The organism is Rhodococcus sp. AD45-ID (assembly GCF_003023755.1).
Taxonomy (GTDB): domain Bacteria; phylum Actinomycetota; class Actinomycetes; order Mycobacteriales; family Mycobacteriaceae; genus Rhodococcus_F; species Rhodococcus_F globerula.
The window spans coordinates 1337905-1363237 of sequence record NZ_PYHL01000002.1 but is presented as its reverse complement, the minus strand read 5'-3'; the positions used below and the strand labels follow the sequence as shown (position 1 = coordinate 1363237).

Here is a 25333-nt window from a genome sequence, read left to right as displayed (position 1 = left end):
TCCATCGCTTTCACCTAGAAAAGTTCCGACAGTAACGTGTTCCCCGCCAACTATTCCAGGTAGTTGCTCGTGATGCCGCAACACCACGTCAACACATGCAACGAACCGGGCATCGAAGCATGAACGGGTTCAGCCTTCTCGCGAGTTCAGGACACCAGCCGCACGGCGTATGGTGTCATTCCACCCCAGCGAACGGGGGAAACTTTCACACTGGATCCGGACTGCGGTGCTTCGAGCATCTGCCCGTCACCGAGGTACAGCGCCACATGCTGACTCGCGTTCGGACCGTAGAAGATCATGTCGCCGCGTTTCATCTCGGACGACGGAACCTGCTTGCCCGCGGTGTACTGGTAGCCGGTGTAATGCGGCAACGAGATACCGATTCCGGCAAACGCGTAGATCATCAGGCCTGAGCAGTCGAACCCGATCTTGTTGAAGTCGCCGTAGCTGTCCGCGACTCCGCCGTCGCGAATACCGCGGGTCGGCCCGTTCTCGTCGCCGCCGCCCCAGGCGTACTGGATGCCGATCTGCGACATACCGCGGTCGATGACGGATTCGATTGCGGCGCTTCCGGACACCGAAGGCACTGTCGGCTTGGGAGTTGCCGGTTTCGGAGTTGTGGGCTTCGGTGTTACCACCGGAGTGTCGGAATCCGAATCGGTGCTCGTGTCCGTCGATGTCTCGTCGTCGTCATCGGGGATGACTGTCGGCGTCGGATCTTCGACGGCAGTGTGAGGGCGCTGAGCAGCAGCCAACGCAGCGGCACGGTCCTTGGCGGCCTGATCGGCGGCAGCCCTGGCGGCGGCTTCCTCAGCCGCTTGCTTGGCAGCCGCTTCGAGTGCGGCCTGATGAGCTTCTTCGGCCTTTCGCTGTTCGTCCCACGTCGCGTATGCCTGGCGCTGCCCCTGCAAACCGGCAACAGCGTTGCGCGCCGCATCGAGTTGGGCTTGCGCGGAATTGCGCTCCGATTCGATGGACGCCTTCTTGGCTACCTGCTGGTCGAGTGCGTTGCGGGCGATCGCGATGGCCTGCTCGGCAAGTGCCTGAAGATTGGCGGCAATTTCGGCGGCCGCGTCGGCGTCGAGCTTGGCTTGCCTGGTCGCCGAGTCCTTGTTCGCCTGTTCGGTCCGAGCGCGCTGCAAACCGTCGAGCACGGCGCGTTGGGTGTTCGAGAGAAGTTTGAGGACCTGCGCTCGATCGAGGACGTCGCCCGGGCCCTTGGCGTCGAGGAACGACGAGATGGACGCGGTATTGGTGCCTTGGACGTAACTCGATCGGGCGTACTTGTCGAAATCGCTCTGCGCCACGTCGATCTGTGCGCCGGCGTCCCGAAGTGCTTGTTTGGTGATGCCGACGGCTTGGGCTGCGGCATCGGCGGCGCCTCGAGCGTTCTGCAGGTCGACGAGTGTCTTGTTGACGTCTTCGCGTTTGACGGCAACTTCGTTGTCGAGTGCGGACAACTGCTCATTTGCCGCGGCAACCTGGTTGATGAGGGCGCTGACCGTGCTGACACTCGATGAAACCTGCGAATCTGCGGACGCGATTTCGGAGTCACTGGGATTGGGCGGAGGCGGCGGGACCGACGCTCCGACACCCGGGTTTCCGACAACCAGGGCAGTGACGATGCCCGCACCGATTACCAGCTGTGCCAGGCGGGACGACGCTCGGGAAGGTTTACGACGGCCGAATCCGCCTCGTGTTACTTGGCTCACAAATAACTCTCCCTCGCGTGTACGCCACGGGCCCGCTGGGTCGCCGATCCGTGCGGGGAGGGAATGCGCAGGAAGCTATGACGCCACGTGGCGCCACCAACAAGATGCAGCGAAGTAGCTACCGCTTGTCGCTAACCCGCCGTTCGGGGGCAACGCTCGGCGCCGCCCGGTTTCGGGTGGCGTCGCGCGTAGTCCGTCGAACAACAGCCATCTTTCTGCGACACTTCTTCCCCAAAAAGTGCCAGTTGTACCGTACGACACTTGAGAGAACTTTGGAAACTTTAGCCCCAAATAACACATCGGGTATTTCACCAGGTGGATTGCTGTATCCAGACGAAAAAGCAGGTACTCACCACAAATGCTGGTGAATACCTGCTAGTCGAAATTCAGGAACGTGCGCGCTGGACTAAGCAGATCCGGCGTGTCCGACGGCCAGTTCCGAAGGTTCGCTCACCTGCTCGGTGACCGCGGGTTCGGGGCTCCGACGCCATTTGACGGCAAAAGTAATTGCCGCCGCGATCGCCACAATCGCCACCAACAGGACCGTGTACAAGGCCCACGGCGGACCCGGTTGGACAATCTCATGGGAAAAGCGATCGGCGATCGCAGCAGAACTGTCCCCGAACGAGCGATCCTGCGCGGTCTCGAGCTGTACTCGACTGATCGAATCGCTGGAACTGCCCATCCAGTCCGGACTCATCACCAAGATCGTGCCGCCCTCGGATTCGCCGACCGTCGTCGCCAGATCCCGAAGGTCGGTGTCGCGGGAAGGATTGGCGTCGAGAACGATCACGCTCAAATCGATCCCGCGCTCACGTGCGTCGGCGACGACATTCACCAGTGCAGGGACATCGGCAGCCGGTGCGGAAACCCCATTCTGCGCAACGTCGGCAACCACGTCGTCGACATCGACGTCCGATGGGACTGCGGCATGCAGAGGTAGTGCGGCGTGCAGCGGACCGCTCGCATGCAAGGGCGTGAAGACCAAATGTGTAGGAGCAGACATCTCTCATCCGGGTGCAGTTCGGTGCTCGTTCACACGCGAGTGTGCGAATGAATCCGAGGTCGTTATCGGGCGGTCTGACCGCGACGGGCCTGAATGCACCCTACTTGAGGTTGAGTGCGAAGCCCGCGAGTCTTCGACACTCCGCACAATCCGTTGTGGGTCAGCTCACCCAGTCAACCCTGCGTTGCGCAGGTCCTGAGACTGCGTGAAGATTGTTTCGGTCAAGTTGCCCCGAAGTCTCACAGGACAAGCGTACTGTTAGACTTCAGACCGAGAGGTACCTCGCCTCGACCGAGTCCACTTCAGCTCCGATGTTCGGACAGTTCTCACGTGAACTGTGCGATTGGCGTGAGCTGTCACCGGATACGCCGAGTTGTAAGTACCTCGCTTCAGCTGCCGACACAGCCCCGTCGGTGGCGACCCTCATAGACGAGTGGAGCAGACGTGAGCACCAGTATTGATTCGTTCGGAGCAAAGGGAACCCTCGAGGTCGGTGAGAACTCTTACGAGATCTTCCGCCTCTCGGCCGTCCCCGGCACCGAGAAATTGCCTTATTCCTTGAAGGTTCTCGCCGAGAACCTTCTCCGCACCGAAGACGGTGCCAACATCACCGCGGATCACATCCGCGCCATCGCAAGCTGGGATCCCTCAGCTGAGCCGAGCATCGAAATCCAGTTCACGCCTGCCCGCGTGATCATGCAGGACTTCACCGGCGTTCCTTGCATCGTCGACCTCGCCACCATGCGTGAGGCTGTCACCACCCTCGGTGGCGACCCGAACAAGGTCAACCCGCTCTCCCCCGCCGACATGGTCATCGACCACTCGGTCATCCTCGACGTCTTCGGCCAGGCCGACGCTCTCGAGCGCAACGTCGACCTCGAATACGAGCGCAACGGCGAGCGTTACCAGTTCCTCCGTTGGGGTCAGGGCGCATTCGACGACTTCAAGGTCGTCCCCCCGGGAATGGGAATCGTTCACCAGGTCAACATCGAGTACCTGGCACCCACCGTCATGTCCCGTAACGGACAGGCATACCCCGACACCTGTGTCGGCACCGACTCGCACACCACGATGGTCAACGGCCTCGGCGTGCTCGGCTGGGGCGTCGGCGGCATCGAGGCCGAGGCAGCAATGCTCGGTCAGCCCGTCTCCATGCTCATCCCCCGCGTTGTCGGCTTCAAGCTCTCGGGTGAGATCAAGCCAGGCGTCACCGCAACCGACGTCGTGCTCACCGCAACCGAGATGCTCCGTAAGCACGGCGTCGTCGGCAAGTTCGTCGAGTTCTACGGCAAGGGTGTCGCCGAGGTTCCGCTCGCGAACCGCGCAACCCTTGGCAACATGAGCCCCGAATTCGGTTCCACCGCAGCGATCTTCCCGATCGACAGCGAAACGATCGACTACCTGCGCCTCACCGGCCGCAGCGACGAGCAGCTCGCTCTCGTCGAGTCGTACGCCAAGGAACAGGGCCTGTGGCACAACCCGGACCAGGAGCCCGTCTTCTCCGAGTACATCGAGCTCGATCTGGGAACCGTTGTTCCCTCGATCGCCGGCCCGAAGCGCCCGCAGGACCGAATCCTGTTGTCGGACTCCAAGCCTGCGTTCCGCAAGGACATCCACAACTACGTGGAAGACAACCAGCCGACCGAGCACACGCAGCTCGACGAGGCCGTCGAAGAGTCCTTCCCCGCTTCCGATCCCGCAGTGCTCTCGTTCGCTGACGACGGAGCGGTCGACGTTCTCTCGGCTGCGAACGGTGCGCATGGCCGTCCGAGCAAGCCGGTAGTCGTCAAGTCCGACGCCGGTGAATTCGTTCTGGACCACGGCGCCGTGGTTGTTGCCGGCATCACGTCCTGCACCAACACGTCCAACCCGTCGGTCATGCTCGGCGCTGCACTGCTCGCACGCAACGCCGTCGAAAAGGGCCTTGCCACCAAGCCGTGGGTCAAGACCAACATGGCGCCCGGTTCGCAGGTCGTCACCGACTACTACGAGAAGGCCGGCCTGTGGCCGTACCTCGAGAAGCTCGGCTACTACCTCGGCGGTTACGGCTGCACCACGTGCATCGGTAACACCGGACCGCTGCCCGAGGCAGTCTCGAAGGCCATCAACGACAACGATCTCTCGGTCACCGCGGTGCTCTCGGGTAACCGTAACTTCGAGGGTCGCATCTCCCCCGACGTCAAGATGAACTACTTGGCTTCCCCGCCGCTCGTGATTGCCTACGGCCTCGCCGGAACCATGGACTTCGACTTCGAGACCGACTCGCTCGGTAACGACACCGACGGAAACCCCGTCTACCTCAAGGACATCTGGCCGTCCACGCAGGAAATCGAAGAGACGATCAAGTCCTCGATCGACCAGGACATGTTCCGCAAGTCGTACGCAACCATCTTTGCGGGCGACAGCCGCTGGCAGAACCTCGAAACACCGAAGGGCGACACCTTCGAGTGGGACGCGAACTCCACCTACGTGCGGAAGCCACCCTACTTCGACGGTATGACGATGGATCCGGCTCCGGTCAAGGACATCAAGGGCGCTCGCGTCCTCGCACTGCTCGGCGACTCGGTCACCACTGACCACATCAGCCCGGCAGGTCCGATCAAGGTCGGCACCCCCGCCGCGCAGTACCTCGACTCCCATGGCGTCGAGCGTGCAGATTACAACTCGCTCGGATCGCGTCGCGGTAACCACGAGGTCATGATTCGCGGAACGTTCGCGAACATCCGTCTGCGTAACCAGCTTCTTGATGACGTCTCGGGTGGATACACGCGCGACTTCACGCAGGAAGGCGCACCGCAGGCATTCATCTACGACGCGTCGCAGAACTACCAGGCAGCCGGCATCCCGCTGGTCGTCCTGGGCGGCAAGGAGTACGGCTCCGGATCCTCGCGTGACTGGGCCGCCAAGGGCACGAGCCTGCTCGGCGTCAAGGCCGTCATCACCGAGTCGTTCGAGCGCATCCACCGCTCCAACCTCATCGGCATGGGCGTTGTCCCGCTGCAGTTCCCGGTCGGCGAGTCCGCAGGGTCGCTCAAGCTCGACGGCACCGAGACCTTCGACATCGAAGGCGTCGAGAAGCTCAACGAGGGCGTCACCCCGAAGACCATGAAGGTCACGGCAACGCGCGAGAACGGCGAGAAGGTCGTGTTCGACGCAGTCGTACGCATCGATACCCCCGGTGAAGCGGATTACTACCGCAACGGTGGCATCTTGCAGTACGTGCTCCGCAACATGATCCGAGGCTAGTTCGCCAGCCTGCCTTTTCCGCACGGCGGACTCAGCGACCTTGCTGAGTCCGCCGTGTGCGTTTGGTATCGGTTCACGGGTGGTGCCAACTCCGAACAAAGAGTCGGCATCGTGGAGATGCGCGAGACGAGGACAAGAACGTGCCCAAGGTCAGTGAAGACCATCTCGCGGCACGGCGCAGTCAGATCCTTGACGGTGCCCGCCGCTGCTTTGCGGAATACGGCTACGACGGCGCCACAGTCAGAAGACTGGAAGATGTCACCGGGTTGTCCCGAGGCGCGATCTTTCATCACTTCAAGGACAAGGACGGACTTTTCCTCGCGTTGGCGAGCGAGGACGCGAGCCGCATGGCCGACGTCGTCGCCGAAGAGGGCCTTGTGCAGGTGATGCGCGACATGCTCGCTCAGCCCGACCAATTCGATTGGCTTGGCACACGCTTGGAAATTGCCCGGCGACTGCGGACCGATGCGGATTTCCGTGCCAAATGGTCACAGCGGTCGGCGGAACTCACCGAGGCGACCAGCGCTCGTCTGGCCTTCCAGAAATCTGCCGGGCGGTTGCGTGACGACGTACCCACCGACGTACTGATCGGCTATCTCGATCTGGTGATGGACGGTCTGGTGGCCCGAATCGCGTCGGGCCACGCCGGCAACAATCTGTCGGCGGTCCTCGATCTGGTCGAGGAATCGGTGCGTCGACAGGACTGAGGGACTGCGCCCCTGTGCGCCTTTTCGGTAGTGGGAGCTACCAGAAAGGCGCACAGGCGGTTACGCCAGCTGAATCAGCTCGAGGTATTCCTGCGACCAGTGATCCTCGTTGCCGTCGGGCAGAAGGATGACGCGCTCGGGGTTGAGAGCCTCAGCCGCACCCGGATCGTGAGTCACCAGGACAACGGCGCCGGTGTAGCTGCGAAGCGCGTCCAGGACCTGCTCGCGGGAGATCGGGTCGAGGTTGTTGGTGGGCTCGTCGAGCAGCAGGACGTTTGCAGCGGACGACACGAGGCCGGCCAGTGCCAGACGGGTCTTCTCACCACCGGAGAGTGTGCCTGCCGGCTGTTCGAGCTGCGGGCCCGTGAACATGAATGCACCCAGGAGCGAACGCAGTTCCTGCTCCCCCGTGTCCGGAGCGGCGTGACGGATGTTCTCCCACACCGAATCGTTGTCGTCGAGGGTGTCGTGCTCCTGCGCGAAGTAACCGATCTTGAGTCCGTGACCCGCGATCAGCTCACCCGCATCGGCTTTCTCGGCGTTCGCGAGGATGCGCAGCAGGGTCGTCTTGCCTGCACCGTTGAGTCCGAGGATGACAACGCGGGATCCGCGGTCGATCGCCAGGTCGACGCCGGTGAAGATTTCGAGTGAGCCGTACACCTTGGTGAGGTTCTTGCCCATGAGCGGAGTCTTGCCGCATGCTGCGGGCTCGGGGAAACGGATCTTCGCGACCTTGTCGGACACGCGCTCGGCATCGAGGTTGGCCATCAACTTGTCTGCGCGCTTTGCCATGTTCTGAGCGGCAACAGCCTTGGTTGCCTTGGCGCCCATCTTGGCTGCCTGGATGCGCAGAGCGCCGGCCTTCTTCTCGGCGTTGGCGCGCTCGCGGCGTCGACGCTGCTCGTCGGTTGCACGGGCGTCGAGGTACTTCTTCCAGTTCATGTTGTAGATGTCGGCTTCACTGCGCACGGCGTCGAGGAACCAGACACGGTTGACGACGTCGTTGAGCAGATCAACATCGTGACTGATGACCACAAGGCCACCCTCGTGATTCTGGAGGAATCCGCGCAGCCACGTGATGGAGTCCGCGTCGAGGTGGTTGGTGGGCTCGTCGAGGAGCAGAGTCGTGTCCGAGCGCGCGCCGCTGCCATCGGACGCGGCAAAGAGAATTCGAGCCAACTCGACGCGTCGACGCTGACCACCGGACAGCGTGCTCAGTGGCTGGCCGAGGATGCGATCTTCGAGGCCGAGGCTGCTGGTGATGCGTGCAGCTTCACTCTCGGCTTCGTAGCCGCCCAGGGAGGAAAAGCGGTCTTCGAGCTGACCGTACTTCTTGACTGCCTTGTCCTGTGATTCCTGGTCGAGAACCTCACCCATGAGAATCTGCTGCTTCTCCATGTCACGGAGCATCGTGTCGAGGCCACGGGCCGAGAGGACACGATCCTTGGCGAGCACGCTCAGGTCGCCCTCTTTGGGGTCCTGCGGCAGGTAGCCGAGGTCGCCGGTCCGGACGACCTTGCCCGCGTACGGCTCGCCCTCACCGGCGAGGAGACGCAGTGTGGTGGTCTTGCCTGCACCGTTACGACCGACCAATCCGATGCGATCACCGGGCTGAATTCGCAAGGACGGACCGGGCGCCGTGAGAAGGGTGCGGACACCGGCACGAACTTCGAGGTCAGTGGCGGTAATCAAGCAGAACTCCTCAGAACTAAAGACAACTACGGGCAAACGTGTCCTGACGGCAGACACAAGAACTTCCAATTTTACCGTGAGCTGGGGCCATCTCCGACCAGCGGCGTGTGAATCCGCTAACAGTGGGAGATCTGCGATGTAGATGGAATCCTCGGGGGATGACAACCCGAACAACCGCCGCAGACGTCGTCATCGTGGGCGGCGGGCCGGCCGGGCGGGCGCTGGCGACGAGATGCGTCGCCCACAATCTGTCGGTCATTTTGATCGATCCGCACCCCACGCGAGCGTGGACGGCAACGTATGCGGCCTGGCTCGACGAGCTTCCGGCGTGGTTGCCGGACGCGGCCATTTCCAGTCGTATCGGTCGCCCGTCAGCGTGGGCGCAGCGACCCACAACGCTCGATCGCACTTACTGCGTATTGAATACATCGATACTGCAATCAATACTGTCGACCGGATCTGCGCAGGTCATAGCCGGGAGAGCCACTAATGTGACTACCCACTCCCTCACCTGCGCTGACGGGACCCGTATCGGCGCACAGGTCGTGGTCGATGCCCGTGGAACACCACCAACTCCCAGAACGGCACAGCAAACCGCCTTCGGAATCGTGGTCGATCGCGCCGCCGCGGAGCCGGCACTCGACGGCAACGCAGCCTGGTTCATGGACTGGCGACGAGACAACGGCACCGCGGAAACCGCAGAGCCGTCGTTCCTCTACGCCGTCCCCCTCGACGCCAACCGGACGCTCCTCGAGGAGACGTGTCTTGTAGGTCGACCGCCCCTACCGCTCGGCGAGCTGAAACGGCGACTGCACATTCGGCTCGGCAATCGCGGCGTCACCGTTGCGGAAGACGCCCCCGTCGAACGTGTCCGGTTCGCTGTGGAATCGCCACCGCGTCGGCGCGGTGATCCCTTCCGATTCGGCGCACGCGGCGGACTGATGCATCCCGGCACCGGGTACAGCGTCGCCACGGCTATGAACGAAGCAGACGCTGTTGCTTCGGCGATTGCCCGCGGCGACGACCCTCAGCACGCACTGTGGCCGCGAGCGGCTCGAGCTGTCGCAGCACTGCGGCGAGTAGGTCTGAGCGCACTTCTCACGCTCGAAGCCGCTGACGTCGAAACGTTCTTTGCGACGTTCTTTGCGCTGCCCGTCGAACAGCAACAGGCCTATCTGTCGGATCGCCGCGATGCAGCCGCTACGGCGAAGGTCATGACGTCACTATTCGCCGCCTCACCGTGGCGGGTGAGACGAACATTGATGGGCGCGCCGCTTTCAGCGTTGAGGTCGAAATAACGGCGGTCCAAGTAACGGTCGTTGATAGCGTCACTACATATCGCCTCACCGATCACTGGAGTTTCCTTGTTCATTCTTTATGCCGTTGTTGCCGTGATTCTGACTGCCACTCTCGCCGGATCTGCCTATCTCGACATCACGCGCGAAGAAAAACTCGTCGACACCCTGACCGGATTGGGCGTTCCCGAAGAATGGATTCCCGGGCTCGGCGTCATCAAGCTGATCGGCATCGTCGGCCTGCTCGTCGGGCTTGTGGTGCCGGCGATCGGCATTGCCGCTGCCATCGGGCTGATCCTGTATTTCATCGGCGCCGTCGCCGCTCACCTGCGATCGGGCGACCAGAACATCGTGCCTCCGGCGATGCTCGGGCTCCTCGCCGTTGCCGCCTTGGTGCTGCGTATCGCGTCGTCCTGACCCGCCGACGCGGTGATCGCGAACAACAATTCGACATCGCACCCATTGTTTTCTCTCGCGCAATTGCGTTGCAGCGACCATCATGGGAACCATGCGATCGATTTGGAAAGGCTCGATAGCGTTCGGTCTGGTCAATGTTCCGGTCAAGGTGTACTCCGCAACAGAAGATCACGACATCAAGTTCCACCAGGTCCACGCCAAGGACGGCGGCCGGATCAAGTACAACCGCGTGTGCTCGGAGTGCGGAAACACGGTGCAATTTGCCGATATCGACAAGGCATACGACGCCGAAGACGGGACGCGTGTTGTCCTGACCGACGAGGATTTCACGAAGCTGCCGGCTGCGGAAAAGCATGAAATTCCGGTGCTCGAGTTTGTCGCGAACGAGCAGATCGACCCCATCCTTTTCGAGAAGAGTTATTTCCTCGAACCGGACTCCGCGTCACCGAAGGCATACGTCCTTCTCTCGACGGTGCTCACGGAGAGCGATCGCACTGCGCTTGTCCACTTCACACTCCGGCAGAAAACGCGTCTGGCGGCGTTGCGCGCCAGGGACGGCGTCCTGGTAATTCAGACCCTGCTGTGGCCGGACGAGGTTCGCGCTGCCGAGTTCCCCTCGCTCGACGGCGCAGAGAAGCCGAAGCCGAAGGAACTCAAGATGGCGCAGACACTGGTAGACAGCATGGCGGGCGATTTCGACCCGACCGAATTCACCGACGACTATCAGCTTCAGCTTCGCGAACTGCTCGAGAACATGATCGAGAGCGGCGGCAAGAAGGTCATCCCCGCAGCCGAGGTCGAACAAGGCGGCGAGGACGCCGACGTCGTCGATCTGGTGGCAGCACTGCAACGAAGCGTCGACGAGGCAAAATCCAACGCGTCGAAGACCAAGACCCGCAAGCGCGCCTGAGCACCTACCGCCGAATGTCCTGTTCGTCGATCAAGGCATCGAGTTCAGCGTCGACGTCGGTGCTTCGATCACCACCCGACGCAACGGCCAGTTTCACCGCGGGCCCGATCGCCGCCAGCCCGACGTCGGTAAACATGTCCGCGTGTGAGGTGGGGACCGGACGGTCCACGATCACGCCGGTTATGAACGGTCGCCACGCCGACGCAGTGCGCAGTGGGTCGACGGTGTCCGTGTGTGCCGAGAAGAACAGCAGATCACCGACGAATCTGCCGGGGCGATACCGATGTGCAAGGTGCGCCCCGGCGCAGTACTCGTCGTACAGTCGCTCGATCGTGTTGCTGGAGGCCAACGGATGATCCCCGATACTGCGACGGAGTAACACTTCCGCAGCCGCGGGAGTCAACTCCACCGCATCAGGGACCGCTATCCCCAGCCCCGCGACCAATTCCGCGAGTGTGGGTTGCGCTCCGTCCATTGACGGATCCTCGAGCACGAAACTGTCCAACAGGACCAGTTCGGCAACGCTCTCCCCCAATGCCTGCAGCTGCACGGCAGCAGCGTGCGCGATCAGTCCCCCGATCGACCATCCGAGTAGGTGATATGGACCGTGCGGCTGGACTCGGCGGATCTCCGCGACATATCGCGCCGCAAAATCTTCGATCATCTCTGCCCGGAATTCCGGGTCCGTGAGGATCGGCGACTGCAGGCCGTACAACGGTCGGGCTGGATCGACGTACTGAGCCAACCCGCCGTAGCACCAGGCCAAGCCGATCGCGGGATGGACGCAGAACAGCGGTTCGGCTTCCCCTGAGGTTCGGATAGGCAGCAGAACCGACAGTGCTGATGCATCCGGCTCGGACGAGTCGGCGTCGGCAAGCTTGCGGGCCAGCGCCTCCGGCGTCGGATCCGAGAACAACCACCCAACGGGAACTGCGCTCCCGGTCCTCACCTCGATCGCAGCTACCAGACGTGTTGCCATCAGCGAGTTTCCGCCGAGATCGAAGAAGCTCGAATCTGCGTGGACCATGTCGACGTCGAGTTCGAGTACGTCGGCGAATGCCGCGCACAGTGCGATCTCCGCGGAACCCTCCGGCCTGCGGCCGCCGTCGTCGTCCCACGTGGGGGTCGGGAGCGCTGAGCGATCGACCTTGCCTGCCGGCGACGTCGGGATCGAGTCGATCGTCACGAAGGCGGACGGCACCATATGCGTCGGCAACAAGCGAGCGGCATGGCGGCGCAACATTGCCGAATCGATACTTCCGCCGACGGCAGGGACGACGTACGCCACGATCCTGGAATCGCTGCCGGCCCCCACGACGGCCGCGACGGCTGCACGGACCGACGGTTCCGACGCCACGACCGTGTCGATTTCTCCCAGCTCGATACGGAACCCACGCACCTTGACCTGGTGGTCGCCGCGTCCGAGGTAGTTCAACGAACCGTCGCGGTCGCTGCGCACCAGATCGCCGGTGCGGTACATCCGCGCACCTGCCTGGCCGTGCGGGTCGGCAACAAACCGTGTTGCCGTCAACGCGGGACTACCGAGATACCCCCGCGCAAGTCCGGCCCCGTTGACGTACAACTCCCCGACGAGTCGCCCGGGTACCGAGTGGAGGCGCGAATCGAGAACACGCGCGGCGACGCCCCGGATCGGGCCACCGATCGACACCGGATCCCCGACGCTCAACTCGTCGCTGATCGTGACCGCGACCGTGGCCTCGGTCGGACCGTAGGCGTTGAACATCCGTCGCCGTGGGGCCCACTGGGATACGAGCTCGGCTGAGCACGTATCGCCGCCGACGATCACTACGTCGAGCTGATCGAGTCCGCTGGGATCAACCGTCGCCAGGGCCGCGGGGGTGACAAACGCGTGCGTGACGGCGCAGCGCTGCATCACATCTCGCAGTTCGGCGCCGCCGTACACCGTCGAGGGTGCAATCACCATGGTTGCGCCTGCGCCGACGGCAAGCAGCAGTTCGAGAATCGACGCGTCGAAGCTGGGAGACGCAAAACTCAGGGTGCGGGAATCAGCGCTCACGCCGAATCGCTCGCGTTGTTCCTCCGCAAAAGCTGACAGTCCCGCGTGGGTGACCAACACGCCCTTCGGTTTTCCGGTGGAACCGGACGTGTAGATCAGGTAGGCCGGGTGATCGAGCTCGACCGACACCGGACTCACGTCTGCGCCGCCGTCGGTAAGTTCGAGCGACTCGAGTGTGACCCACCGCGATGTGTCCGGCAGGTCGGCGACATAACTGCCGGCTGTCAGTCCGAGAACGGCCGCGCTGTCGCGAAGCATGTGTTCGATGCGTTCGGCCGGATACGCCGGATCTACCGGCAGGAACGCCGCGCCGGTCTTGGCTACAGCCCACACTGCGATCACGTAGTCGACGGACCGCGGAAGTGCAATCGCGACAATCGTTTCCGGGGCAGCGCCACTCGCTGCCAACACGCGGCACAGAGCGTCGGATCGGCGATCGAGTTCGCCGTACGTCAGAGCGTCGGATCCCGCCGCATCGATCAATGCCAAAGCCAACGGATCGGACGCAGCTCGGGCGAGAAGCTGCGGCAACGTCGCGGGGTCGCCTGCTACGTCACCGCGCACAGCACTGGACTCATTCGGTCCGAGGAGGTCCACGTCGCCGACTACGACGGTCGGATCGGCAGTCACCTCGGCGACAAGCGTCTCCAACATCGTTGCAAACGACGCAGCGGTATCTGCGTCGAGCAGATCCGTTGCATAGGTCAGGGACGCGGTGTACCCGGCGCCCTCTGCGTCTGTCTGTTCCACGACCGTGAATTGCAGATCGAACTTCGCGACGTCGGGCGTGATCTCCTCCGCGCGGACGCTCAGTCCGGGCAGTTTCCACGCCACCTGATGAGCGGCGTGGAAGGAGAACATCGTCTGGAACAACGGATGGCGGTCGGTTGTACGCGTCGGCGCAACAACCTCCACAACCTGTTCGAAAGGAATGTCCGTGTGGGCAAATGCATCCAGGTCAACGGCGCGAACAGTGCGTAGTACGTCGACGAAGGTCGCAGCGGGATCGACAATCGTGCGCAGTCCGACGGTGTTGACGAACATTCCGACCAGATCGTCGAGAACTCGGTGGCCACGTCCGGCGACCGGCGAGCCGATCACGACGTCGCTGCTGCGACTCACGCGAGACAGCAGCACGGCGTACGCCGCGTGCAACACCATGAAGGGTGTCGCTGCGTTAGATCCGGCAAGGGCTTCCACTGCGGTGCGAATGTGCGACGGCAGCGCGACGGTGACGTGCGCACCAGCCAGCGATTGAGTGAGCGGGCGCGGCCGATCAACGGGGAGATCGATCAACTCGGGTGCCCCGCGCAAGGTTTCCCGCCAGTACGACGCCTGCGCGCCGAGCACACTATCGGGGTCGTCCGCGCCGCCGAGAGCCTGGCGTTGCCACAGGGCGAAGTCGGCGTAGTGCACGTCGAGGGGTGTGAAGTGCGGAGCATGCCCGGAGCATCGCGCAATGTAGGCGGTGAGCACGTCCCTCATCAAGGGCGCGACGGACCATCCGTCAGCGGCGATGTGGTGCACGACGATGACAAGAGTGTGGCGATCCGGTGCGGTCTCCATCAGTAGTGCGCGGATGGGTGCTTCGGAGGTGACGTCGAAGCCGCGAGAAGCAAATTCGGCGGCAATCGACACCGCCCCACGGGCGCCTTCCGTCTCGAATTCCACCGCGGTGACGTTGCTCTGCACCACCTGATGCGGCCCGGTATCCGAGTCGGGGAACACCGTTCGCAAGATCTCGTGACGCTCGATCACATCGAGCACCGCAGCTTCGAGAGCCGGCACGTCGAGGCTGCCGTCGAGTGAGATTGCCGCCGGAACGTTGTACGCGGGTGAGGCCGGATCGAGTTGGTTGAGGAACCAGATGCGTGATTGCGCGTACGACAGTGGAATTCGTTCGGGGCGCTTGCTGACAGTGATCGGCGGCAGCGCCAGGACCGAAGCCGTTGAATCCAGCGCAGCTGCGAGGTCTCGGATGTCTGGGTGTTCGAACAGCATGCGGACCGGAACGTGGCGGCCCAGTGATTCGCCGAGACGCGCAACCAGCCTGGTCGCGAGCAGTGAGTTGCCGCCGAGGTCGAAGAAATTGTCCAGGGCGCCGATGTCCTCGGTACCGAGCAGTTCTCCGAACGCGTCGGCGACCACCAGTTCGGTTGCCGTGACCAGGGGCGCCACCGTTCGCTCGATCGTGCCAAGCACCGGGGCCGGTAGTGCGGCGCGGTCCAGCTTTCCGACGGGGGTGAGTGGAACGTGGCCGATCGGAGTGATCGCCGATGGCACCATGAATGCCGGCAGGGAACGGCGCGCATGGCTCAGAAGCTCTTCCACCGCAACTGTTTCCGTCGACAGCACCACGTACGACGCCAATATCGTCTCGCCGGCCGGGCCGTCCACACCCACCGTGACGGCAAATTCGACGCCGGGATGGCTGCTGAGAACCGAATCGATTTCGCCGAGTTCGATGCGGAACCCACGAACTTTCACCTGATGATCGGACCGCCCGACGTAGTCGATGGTTCCGCCGGCAGTCCACCGCACCAGGTCACCGGTCCGGTACATACGAGTTCCACTGGGACCGAATGGCGCCGCCACAAATCGCGATGCGGTCAGCGCAGGCTGATCGTGGTATCCGCGGGCCAGTCCGAGACCGGCGATGTAGAGCTCACCCGTCACACCGACCGGAACCGGGTTTCCGGATCCGTCGAGAACGACAGCCGACACCCCGCGGACCGGTCCGCCGATGGTGACTGGCTCCCCCACTGCCAACGCGTCGCTGATGCACACCATGACCGTGGTTTCAGTGGGGCCGTAGCCGTTGAACAACCGACGGCCCGGCGCCCATCGCTGCACCAGTTCGGGCGGGCATGCCTCGCCGCCGACAACGATGGATTGAAGTACATCGAGCCCGGTCGGATCGACCGAGGCAAGCGCTGCCGGGGTGATGAAGGCGTGCGTGACGCCTTCACGGGCGATGAGCTCGGCCAGATCTTCACCGCCGTACACATCGGGTGAGGCAATCACCATCGTGGCGCCGGCATCTATGGCAAGCAGTAGTTCGAGGATAGAAGCGTCGAAGCTCGGTGACGAAAAATGAAGGGTCCGCGAGGAAGCGGAGATGCTGTATCGCTGCGTTTGTTCTGCGGCTAGCGCACTCAGTCCGCGGTGAGTGACGCTGACGCCCTTGGGTTTACCAGTCGAGCCCGACGTGTAGATGATGTATGCAAGGTTGTCGGCTCGGATAGGTGCTGCTGGAACCACCAGTTCGCGCGAATCAGCGACAATCTCATCCATTGTCAACCACGGCACGGATCGTGGAAGCGACTCGAGCACAGATGTTGTCGTCAATCCGCGTGAAGCCCCGGAATCGGTGAGCATGTGCAGGATTCGATCCGCCGGATATCGCGGATCGACGGGAACAAAGGCCGCCCCGGTCAATGCCACGGCCCACAGCGAAACTATCGAGTTGACGGAACGCGGAATCGCAATCGCCACAATGTCTTCGGCGCCGATTCCCTCCGTGGTCAACCGATGCGCGACCGCTGACGCACGGGAATAGAGTTCGCGGTAGCGGATGGTCACATTTCCCGATCGGAGCGCAACCGAATGTCCGGCCTCCGTTGCCGTCTGGGTGAAGATGTCCGCCAAGGTGCGCGATCCGACCCAAGCCGGCCCGCGAACCGGCATCAGTGACGCCCGCTCGTCGGCGGTGAGCAGTTCGATATCGGCGATCGTGGTACTCGGATCGGCGATTACGGCCCGCGCTACCGACTCGAACCGTGCGGCAATCCGAGCTGCTGTCTCCTCGTCGAACAAGGCGTGCGCGAAACGCAGGGAGCCGGTGATCTCCGGGTTGTCGGAATCACCCGCCACGAGCGTCAGTTCGAGATCGAATTTCGCTGTCGCAGGTTCGAGTGGCTCCGCGTGAAGATGGACGCCATGCACACTCACCTGCGGAGACACAAGATTCTGATGGTACGACAGCATGACCTGGAACACCGGATGACGCGGCGTCGACCGGTCGAGATCGAGTGCGTCCACCAGCACGTCGAAGGGCAGATCGGCGTGTTCGAATGCGGCGAGGTCGCTCTCGCGTACGGCGTCGAGCAGGTCCGTGAACGGCGCCCGGTGATCAACCGCTGTGCGCAGCGGCAAGGAGTTGACGAACATTCCGATCAGCGCATCGAGTTCGGGGCGTCCACGGCCGGCTACCGGTGTTCCGATCACCACGTCGTCGGTCGCGCCGAGGCGTGCAAGAACAAGTGCAAACATCGCGTGCAGGACCATGAACTGCGTTGTTCCGGTGTCACGGGCCAGAACGCCGATGCGCCTGCCTGCATCGCAGTCGAGGATGACCGGGACGGAACCGACCGCGGTGGTGGACTCGGATCCTCGTGGACGATCCTTGGGTAGGCGCAATTCGTCCGGCGCGCCGGCCATTGCCGCCGTCCAGAATTTCAGCTCACGAGAAACCACGCTTTCCGGATCGTGTGCATCACCGAGAACGGTGTGCTGCCACAGCGCGTAATCGGCGTACTGCACGTCCAGCGGCATAAATACCGGTGAGTCCCCCACTGCGCGAGCCGAATACGCAGCAACGAATTCCGCAGCAAACGGGGTCAACGACCAACCGTCGAAGGCAATGTGGTGGATAACCACCACCAGACGATGCACGTCCGGGCCTTCGCGTACCAGCAGCGCCCGTAGCGGAAGGTCCGCACTCAGGTCGAAACCTCGACCTGTGAACTCGTCTACCGTGGTGTCGGCATTACCGGTGCACTGCTCCACCGCAAAATTCACGTCGGCCCGCGCGCGAATGATCTGAACGGGACCGTCAGCGTCATCGACATAGACGGTTCTCAGTGCTTCGTGACGTGCGATGACATCGGACAATGCCGCTTCGAGGGCGTCGACCGACACGTTTCCGGTAATCCGAATCGAGAACGGAATGTTGTAAGCCGGCGAAGCCGGATCGAACCGGTTGACGAACCACAGTCGCTGTTGCGCGGCCGAAAGCGGCACGCGATCAGGGCGGACAACGGCCGTGAGAGCCGGGCGATCGTCCGAGGCTGCGACGCACGAAGCGAGACGCAGTGCCAGACCTTCGACGGTGGGGTTCTCGAAGATCGACCGCACCTCTACCGCGATACCCGTCACGGCGGTCAATCGTGCGGTGACCTGCGTAGCGATCAGCGAGTTGCCACCGAGATCGAAGAAACTGTCGCTTGCTCGCACGGCGGTCACATCCAGAAGCGCTGCAAAGACATCCGCTACTGCCTGCTCCAGACCCGGCTCCGGCGCGCGCCCGGTACCGAGGATTTCACGCGCGAGCGGCGTGGGTAGCGCCCGGCGGTCCAGCTTTCCTACCGGCGTCAGCGGTATGGCGTCGATGGCGGTGATGGACGACGGAATCATATAGCGGGGCAAGGTTTCCCCGAGCAACCCGAACAGAGCTTCGGTGTCGCGGTTCTCGCCGTCGCGGTGCTCGTCACTGAACAGCACGTACGACGCCAGTGCGGTCCCCACGGAGGATTCGACGGCGATTGTTGTTGCGAACTGTACAAGCGGAGATTCCATCAACGCGGCGTCGATCTCACCGAGTTCGATGCGGAATCCGCGGATCTTGAGTTGATGGTCGCTGCGCCCCACGTAGCGAAGTGTGAGGTCCTTGGTCCAACGAACGAGGTCCCCGGTTCGGTACATCCGTGCACCGTCGGTCGAATACGGATGTGCGACAAAACGATCCGATGTCAATCCGGCACGTCGATGGTAGCCGCGAGCCAGCCCCGGTCCACCGATGTACAGCTCGCCGACGCCGCCGACCGGCACCGGTTGCAGCCGCGAGTCCAGGACAACGGCGTCGACACCGCGGATGGGTCCGCCGATGGTGATCGACTCACCGGGTTCGATCTGGTCGCTGATCGCCACCATCACCGTGGTTTCGGTGGGCCCGTACCCGTTGTGCAGCCGGCGTCCCCGGCCCCAACTCTCGACGAGTTCCGGTGTGCAGACGTCGCCGCCGACAACAACACATTCAAGGTCGGAGATACCGGCGGGATCTACCGTCGCGAGTGCTGCGGGTGTGACGAAGGCATGGGTCACCGCGCTCGTTCGAAGGAACTTCCCAAGCGCCTCGCCGCCGTAGATGTCGGCCGGCGCGATCACCATCGTCGCGCCGGTGGACCCCGCGAGCAGAAGTTCGAGTACGGCACCGTCGAAGCTCGGTGACGCAAAATGTAGGGTCCGGGAATTCTCGGTGATCCGATATCGATCCTGCTGTTCCCGCGCAAGATTGGCCAGGCCGGAGTGCGTCACGACGGTGCCTTTCGGCACACCGGTCGATCCGGACGTGTAGATGATGTACGCAGCAGACGCTGGTGTGGTCGATGTGGAGTGCTCGTCATGGCCGATCGGAGAGTCCGGATACGCCGCGACCTCCGCCGCGATGTCCGGGTCGCGAAAGTCGATCCACGCGGCAACGCTGCCACCTGCGGCAGCGTCGACTGATCTGATGCCGATCCGCGCTCCGGAATCCTCGAGCATGTGCGCCACGCGATCTTCCGGGTACCGCGGGTCGACGGGAACGAAGACTCCACCGGATTTGGCGACTGCCCACACTGCAAGAACCGAGTCGACCGACCGCGCAACTGCCAGCGCTACCGGCACTTCGCCGCACACGCCCAGGTCCATGAGGTATCGAGCGATCCGATTGGATTCACTGTCAAGCTCGCGGTACGACAGTGCGCGCTCACCGTCGTCGACGGCAATCCGGTCGGGATATGCCTCTGCCGTGCCGCCGATAATCTGCGCTAGCGTCGCATCGGGCAACCCTGCCTGACCGCGTCGTGGCAGTACGGCGGCGCTTTCACTGTCACTGAGCGTGTGAAGATCACCGACCCGAGTTGCCGGGTCGGTAACGGCGGACTTCACGAGCGTCATGAAGTTCTCGGCCATCGCTTCGATGGTCGACGCGTCGAACAGGTCGGTGGAATAGGTGAGGGTGGCATCGATTCCGTCTGGTCGCGCAATCCCCTCGATCTCGGCTTCGTGTCGTTCGGCGATCGTCAATTCGAGATCGAACTTGGTCAGGCCGGTATCGACCGCACGAGCCGCCATCGAGATCCCGGCGATTTCTCCCGTGTGGGTCGTCGCGATCCGCGAGGTGATTGCCACCTGGAACACCGGGTTGTGCGACGAGGAACGATCGATTTCCAGTGCGTCCACCACAACGTCGAATGGCACGTCTGCGTTCTCGAAAGCGTCGAGGTCGATACTTCTGACCAGTTCGAGGTACGCGTGAAATGTCATGCCGCGATCGATGACCGTCCGCAGAGCGAGTGTGTTGACGAACATGCCGACGATCGGATCCAGAGACCTGTCCCCTCGACCAGCGACCGGCGTTCCGACGACGATGTCGTCCGTACCGCTGTACTTGGCCAGTAGCAGAGCAAAGCACGCATGCAGAGCGATGAACGGCGTGGCGCCGTGGTCTGCGGCCAGAGCCGTCAGTTTCTGATGGACGGGCGCATCAATCCTGAAGTCCACGTGCGAACCGCGCAGCGACGGCGCGATCGGGCGAGGACGATCGATCGGCAGATCAAGTTGTTCGGGTGCGTCTGCGAGTTGGCGAGTCCAGAACGCAATCTGTTCGGATGCAAGCGAATTCGGGTCGGCGACTTCGCCAAGGTGCTGACGATGCCACAGGGCGTAGTCGGCGTACTGGACGGTTAGCGGTTCCCACATCGGAGCGTGGCCGGTGACCCGAGCGGCGTAGGCGCCGGTGAGATCGGCGGCCAGCGGAGCAAGTGACCAACCGTCCGCCACCATGTGATGCAGGACAACCACCAGGACATATTCGTCGGTATCGGCAACCTGGATCAGCAGGAACCGCACCGAAGATTCACGCACCAGATCAAAACCGGCCGAAGCAAATTCGAAGATCCGGTCGTCGAGCAAGCGCCGTTCGACGCCGATGGATTCCAGCGCCTCGAAACTGTCACCGGGATCAAGAATCTCCTGAACTGCCTGGTCGGCGCGTTGAGGGAACACGGTGCGCAGCGATTCGTGCCGAGTGACGACATCGATCAGGGCTTGCTGCAGCGCTGCAGTGTCGACGTTGCCCCGCAGCGATATCGCAAACGGAATGTTGTACGCACCGGACTCCGGCGCCACTCGCCCCAGGAACCACAGTCGCTGTTGTGCGGGCGCGAGCGGTAGCGTCTGCGGACGTGGTTCAACCCGCAGGGCACCGCTGTCCGGCGTCTGAGTTGCGTGTTCTACGCTCGCGGCAATTCCGGAAACAGTCGGGTGGTCGAACAACGCCCGCAAGGGCATTCGCACGCCCGTTGCCTCGGCCACCCGGGCAACCACCGTCGTCGCGGCCAATGAGTTTCCGCCGAGATGGAAGAAGTTGTCGTCGAGCCCGAGTGGGCCACTGCCAACAATGTCGGCAAGAACAGCGGCAACCGCAATTTCGGTCGCAGTAGTCGGTGACCGGAACGCAGCCTGGGAACCCAGGATCGGTGACGGCAGGCTGCGTCGGTCAAGTTTTCCGTTGGTGGTCAAAGGAATTGCGTCGATCACCATGAACGCGTCGGGAACCATGTACGTCGGGAGCATTCCAGCAGCATGCATTCGCAACGCCTGGTCGTCGACGGCGTCGGCTGTGGTCACATACGTGACCAGAACATCACCGGCCGGTGTGGGTGCCACCACCGTCACGGCGTCGTTTACTCCAGGCGCAGCGAGGATTACGGCGTCGATCTCACCGAGTTCTATCCGGAAACCACGAATTTTGACTTGAGCGTCATCGCGACCGAGATACTCGAGCCGGCCGGGTTCAACCCAGTGAGCCCGGTCTCCGGATCGGTACAGCCGCCCTCCGCCGGCGTTGAACGGGTCGGCGACAAACCTGCAGGCCGTCAGGTCCGGACGCCCGAGGTAACCGCGAGCGAGCTGGCCGCCGGCAACGTAGATCTCCCCCGCAACACCCACTGGGACGGGTGAGAGGTGGTCGTCGAGCAGGTAGACCCGAAGCCCGTCGATGGCGTCACCGATCTGGCTGCCGGCCGCTGAGCGTGCGTGTGTACTGCCCAGTTCGAGACGAGTGACGTGCACCGTCGTTTCGGTGATCCCGTACATGTTGACAAGAGTCGGTGCCGAGTCGCTGTGATTGTCGTACCAGCGCCCGAGGCGACGCAGGTCCAGTGCTTCACCGCCGAAGATCACGTACCGGAGCGCAGTCGGAGACACTGCACGCGTGTCCGCCTCGATGTACTGGTAGAACGCCGACGGTGTCTGATTCAGCACGGTGACGCCTTCTTCGGCGACAAGGGCACGGAAGGCATCGGGATCACGCGAAAGGTCGTGGTCGACAAGTACCAGCGTTCCGCCGTTCAGCAGCGCTCCCCACAATTCCCACACCGAGAAGTCGAAGGCAAACGAGTGGAACATCGTCCACACATCGGTGTGGTCGAACCCGAAATCACGACTTGTGTTCTCGAACAGTCGCATCACCGCTGCATGAGTTACGGGGACGCCTTTCGGCCTCCCGGTCGAGCCCGACGTGTAGATGACGTAGGCCAGGTTGTCGGCGCTGTGAAAACCCGAGAGGTCGCCGAGAGTGTCGGCGGAGAATTCGGCGGATTCGACCCCGACCACCACCGCGCCAGAAATCTCGGCGTCGGAAATGATGCACACCGGCTTCGCGTCGTCGATCACAAAACTCACCCGATCAGCCGGGTGCGCACGATCGAGTGGGAGATAAGCACCGCCGGCCTTCAACACGGCTACTACGGCGACGATCATGTCGAGCGATTTCGTCAGCATGATGCCGACCAGTGATTCGGGCCGCACACCCTCCTGGATCAGCTTGCGTGCCAGCCGGTTCGATCGCTCGTCCAGCACTCGATACGACATCCGCTCGGTGCCGCACACCACCGCAACAGCGTGTGGCAGGTTCCGCACTTGACCGGCAAGGACGTCGGTCAGTGTACGAACCGGAGTTGGCGGCCGCACCGGCCGTACGAGCGCACCTCGCTCGTCGGCTCGCAGTAGCGCAACAGCCCCCAAAGCCAAGCGAGGTGTCGTCACCAGCGCGGTCAGGATTCGGTTGAAGCGGTCTGCGAGATCCTCGGCAGCTCGCTTCGAACCGAGCCAGTCCACAACCCCGGTGACAGTCCGGTCGCCGCTGCCGTCACTGCCAGCCGGGACCGTCAGCGAGACAACAAGGTCCGGGTCGGTGGCGATGTCGGACCCGATGGGCACCCCTACTATCAGCCCGGGAAACCTTGGGTGCGCGTCGAGTGCTTCATCGAAACACAGCATCGCCCGGAACAAAGGTCCGCGCTCCACTGTGCGACCGTCCCCGAGGGCTGCGGTGACCGATGTCAGAAGGGTGTCCGCACGATCGAATGCTTCGACAGCGACGCCATCCACGATCTCGACCAATTCCGCGAGCGTCGCGGAGGTCGACGCTTCGGTTCTCAGGACCAATTGATTGGCGAACATCGATACAAAATCGTCGGGACTCGGCGAACCGTATCCACGCACCGATACCCCGATTGACACTTCTTCGGCCGAGCCGTGGCGTCGTAGCAGGCCAACCATCGCGGACTGCAGCAGCACGAACACACTCGTATCCGTCGCTGCGGCCATCGACTCGAGACACCGGAACACATCGGATTCGATCGCGACGGGCGCCTGAGATCGAATCCCGTCCGCCGACACCGGCAGCCCCAGTTCTTCTGCAGGTGTCGAAAGTTTCCGCGCCCAGTATTCGATATTTTGCGAATGGCGAACATTGTCGACCCAGCTCCGCGCCCCGTGAAAATCTATATCCGACAATCGGGTATCAGGACCAGCGGCGCAGAACAATTCGAGGAAATCGAGGAACCCACAATGGTGGGCGGTGAGGGTCTCGTCGGTATAAAGATCCGGGTTGGCCGCAAAATCGATCTGGATGTCGGTGGTGGACGGCTGGTAGACGTTGACCGACAGATCCTCCACCGGGCCCGTCGAGATCACCCGGAGTTCACCGGCGGCGGCGCCAAGAGTAATGCCGGAATGAAAGAGCATCAGATTGATCAGTGGTCCGTGAAATCCTCGACCATCGGCCATGGCCCCAGTACCCGCGTTGAGATCTCGTCGCAGATCCTCGTGCCGATACTTCTGATGACGCAACGCGCCGGTGAGTTCCAGTTTCACCTCGCGGAGCACGTCACCGACGCAGTAGTTCGGGTCGACCGTCGCCCGCAGCGGTACAACGTTCGACATCATTCCGCCGGACCGTCTGGCAGCCTTTGTCGTGCGTCCGGACACGGGCAGACTCAAGACCACATCTCTGGTGCCGATCGTGCGGGCCAGGAACGCGGCCAAGGCTCCGATCACTACTGACGCGGTTGTGACGTCATGAGCGTCCGCGACGATTGCGATGGTGTTTCGCAGCGCCGCAGGCACAGTTGCAGATCGGATCCGGGCCCACGACTGCGCTGGCGCCGTATTGCGTGCAAGTGACGTCCCGGACGGCTGATCAGCCATCTTCGTGTTCCAGTACTCCCGATCGCGGTTCCATCGCGTCGAACCCAGGTAGTCGGATTCGGACTGGACCAGAGCGGGGAGCGACGCTGTTTCCTGGTCGGGAACCGGTTCGTTCCGAACGGATGCGGTGTAGATCTCGGCTGTGCGATTCATCATCGACATCGCGCCGAACCCGTCGAGAGCCACGTGATGAATGCGGCTGTACCAGTAGTAACGGTCCTCCGCAAGCACGAGAACTGCCATCCGCACCAGACGATCGACGAAGGGATCCATGGGGGTGGTGTGTTCGCGGTGCATCCAATCCTGGGCTGCCGCTTCAGGATCCGACTCTCCGCGCAGGTCCACCACGTCCAGCCGGTCATCCAGGTTCACGTCGAGCCATTGCCGTGGCGTGCCGTCCACCTCGACCAATCGGAGATACCCCGATCCGATCTCACGTCCGGTTTGCTTACTCGCCGCGGTCAGTACGGCAATGTCCAACGGTCCGTCCACATCGACGTACTGCGCAATGGTGACCGGAATTTCGGGCCTCAGCTGTTGCGCGACAAGTAAGGAAAGTTGTGAAGGGGACAGCGGGAAAGTGTCGGACATTCTTCCTCGATTGGGGCTACCTTCCACACGGATCTCCCTTGAACGAAATAGTCGTGACACACGAGCAAAAACGCACCAGTCAATAGGCCGAGCCAAGAAAGGAGCAAATGCCGAAAGCTGACAAATTGCCCACTTGAGATCTCATCGTGACTATCCGTCGCGGCGTTACCACACAGATATA

9 protein-coding genes are annotated in these 25333 nt (G+C 62.7%); 5 read left to right on the top strand and 4 right to left on the bottom strand.

All coding sequences use genetic code 11. The annotated features are described in order from the left end of the window. Positions 1 to 146 precede the first annotated feature (146 nt). On the bottom strand, positions 147 to 1712 hold the full coding sequence (locus C7T36_RS22565) for an NlpC/P60 family protein (RefSeq protein WP_045067712.1): 1566 nt from the start codon (positions 1710 to 1712) through the stop codon (positions 147 to 149). Positions 1713 to 2118: 406 nt separating this feature from the next. Further along, a complete protein-coding gene (locus tag C7T36_RS22560) occupies positions 2119 to 2718 on the bottom strand; it encodes a DUF6676 family protein (RefSeq protein WP_045067711.1) in 600 nt (199 codons plus the stop codon). 444 nt (positions 2719 to 3162) lie between these two features. Here C7T36_RS22560 and acnA point away from each other — a divergent pair, with 444 nt between their 5' ends. Together acnA and C7T36_RS22550 are read left to right on the top strand one after the other, a co-directional pair. Continuing rightward, positions 3163 to 5964, top strand: a complete 2802-nt coding sequence (gene acnA / locus C7T36_RS22555) for an aconitate hydratase AcnA (RefSeq protein ID WP_033232089.1) — start codon at positions 3163 to 3165, stop codon at positions 5962 to 5964. 140 nt (positions 5965 to 6104) lie between these two features. Next, on the top strand, positions 6105 to 6671 hold the full coding sequence (locus tag C7T36_RS22550) for a TetR/AcrR family transcriptional regulator (protein ID WP_033232090.1): 567 nt from the start codon (positions 6105 to 6107) through the stop codon (positions 6669 to 6671). Positions 6672 to 6731: 60 nt separating this feature from the next. On the opposite strand, the gene C7T36_RS22545 is transcribed toward C7T36_RS22550, so the two are convergent. Beyond that, on the bottom strand, positions 6732 to 8363 hold the full coding sequence (locus C7T36_RS22545; RefSeq protein WP_033232091.1) for an ABC-F family ATP-binding cassette domain-containing protein: 1632 nt from the start codon (positions 8361 to 8363) through the stop codon (positions 6732 to 6734). A 158-nt stretch (positions 8364 to 8521) separates the two neighbouring features. Between C7T36_RS22545 and C7T36_RS22540 the strand changes: the two genes are divergently transcribed. From C7T36_RS22540 to C7T36_RS22530, 3 genes are all read left to right on the top strand, one after another. Then, a complete protein-coding gene (locus tag C7T36_RS22540; protein ID WP_045067710.1) occupies positions 8522 to 9661 on the top strand; it encodes a lycopene cyclase family protein in 1140 nt (379 codons plus the stop codon). Between the two features lie 66 nt (positions 9662 to 9727). Further along, on the top strand, positions 9728 to 10075 hold the full coding sequence (locus C7T36_RS22535; RefSeq protein WP_045067709.1) for a DoxX family protein: 348 nt from the start codon (positions 9728 to 9730) through the stop codon (positions 10073 to 10075). A gap of 82 nt (positions 10076 to 10157) precedes the next feature. Further along, on the top strand, positions 10158 to 10985 hold the full coding sequence (locus C7T36_RS22530; RefSeq protein WP_045067708.1) for a Ku protein: 828 nt from the start codon (positions 10158 to 10160) through the stop codon (positions 10983 to 10985). A 4-nt stretch (positions 10986 to 10989) separates the two neighbouring features. Here C7T36_RS22530 and C7T36_RS22525 read toward each other — a convergent pair whose 3' ends face one another. Further along, on the bottom strand, positions 10990 to 25152 hold the full coding sequence (locus C7T36_RS22525; RefSeq protein ID WP_239654727.1) for a non-ribosomal peptide synthetase: 14163 nt from the start codon (positions 25150 to 25152) through the stop codon (positions 10990 to 10992). Between the last annotated feature and the right edge of the window lie 181 nt (positions 25153 to 25333).

What these genes read in the sequence shown, in the direction of transcription:
- C7T36_RS22560 (WP_045067711.1), bottom strand. Translation starts at nt 2,718, where the DNA reads ATGTCTGCTCCTACACATTTGGTCTTCACGCCCTTGCATGCGAGCGGT.
- C7T36_RS22540 (WP_045067710.1), top strand. Translation starts at nt 8,522, where the DNA reads ATGACAACCCGAACAACCGCCGCAGACGTCGTCATCGTGGGCGGCGGG.
- C7T36_RS22530 (WP_045067708.1), top strand. Translation starts at nt 10,158, where the DNA reads ATGGGAACCATGCGATCGATTTGGAAAGGCTCGATAGCGTTCGGTCTG.
- C7T36_RS22525 (WP_239654727.1), bottom strand. Translation starts at nt 25,152, where the DNA reads ATGTCCGACACTTTCCCGCTGTCCCCTTCACAACTTTCCTTACTTGTC.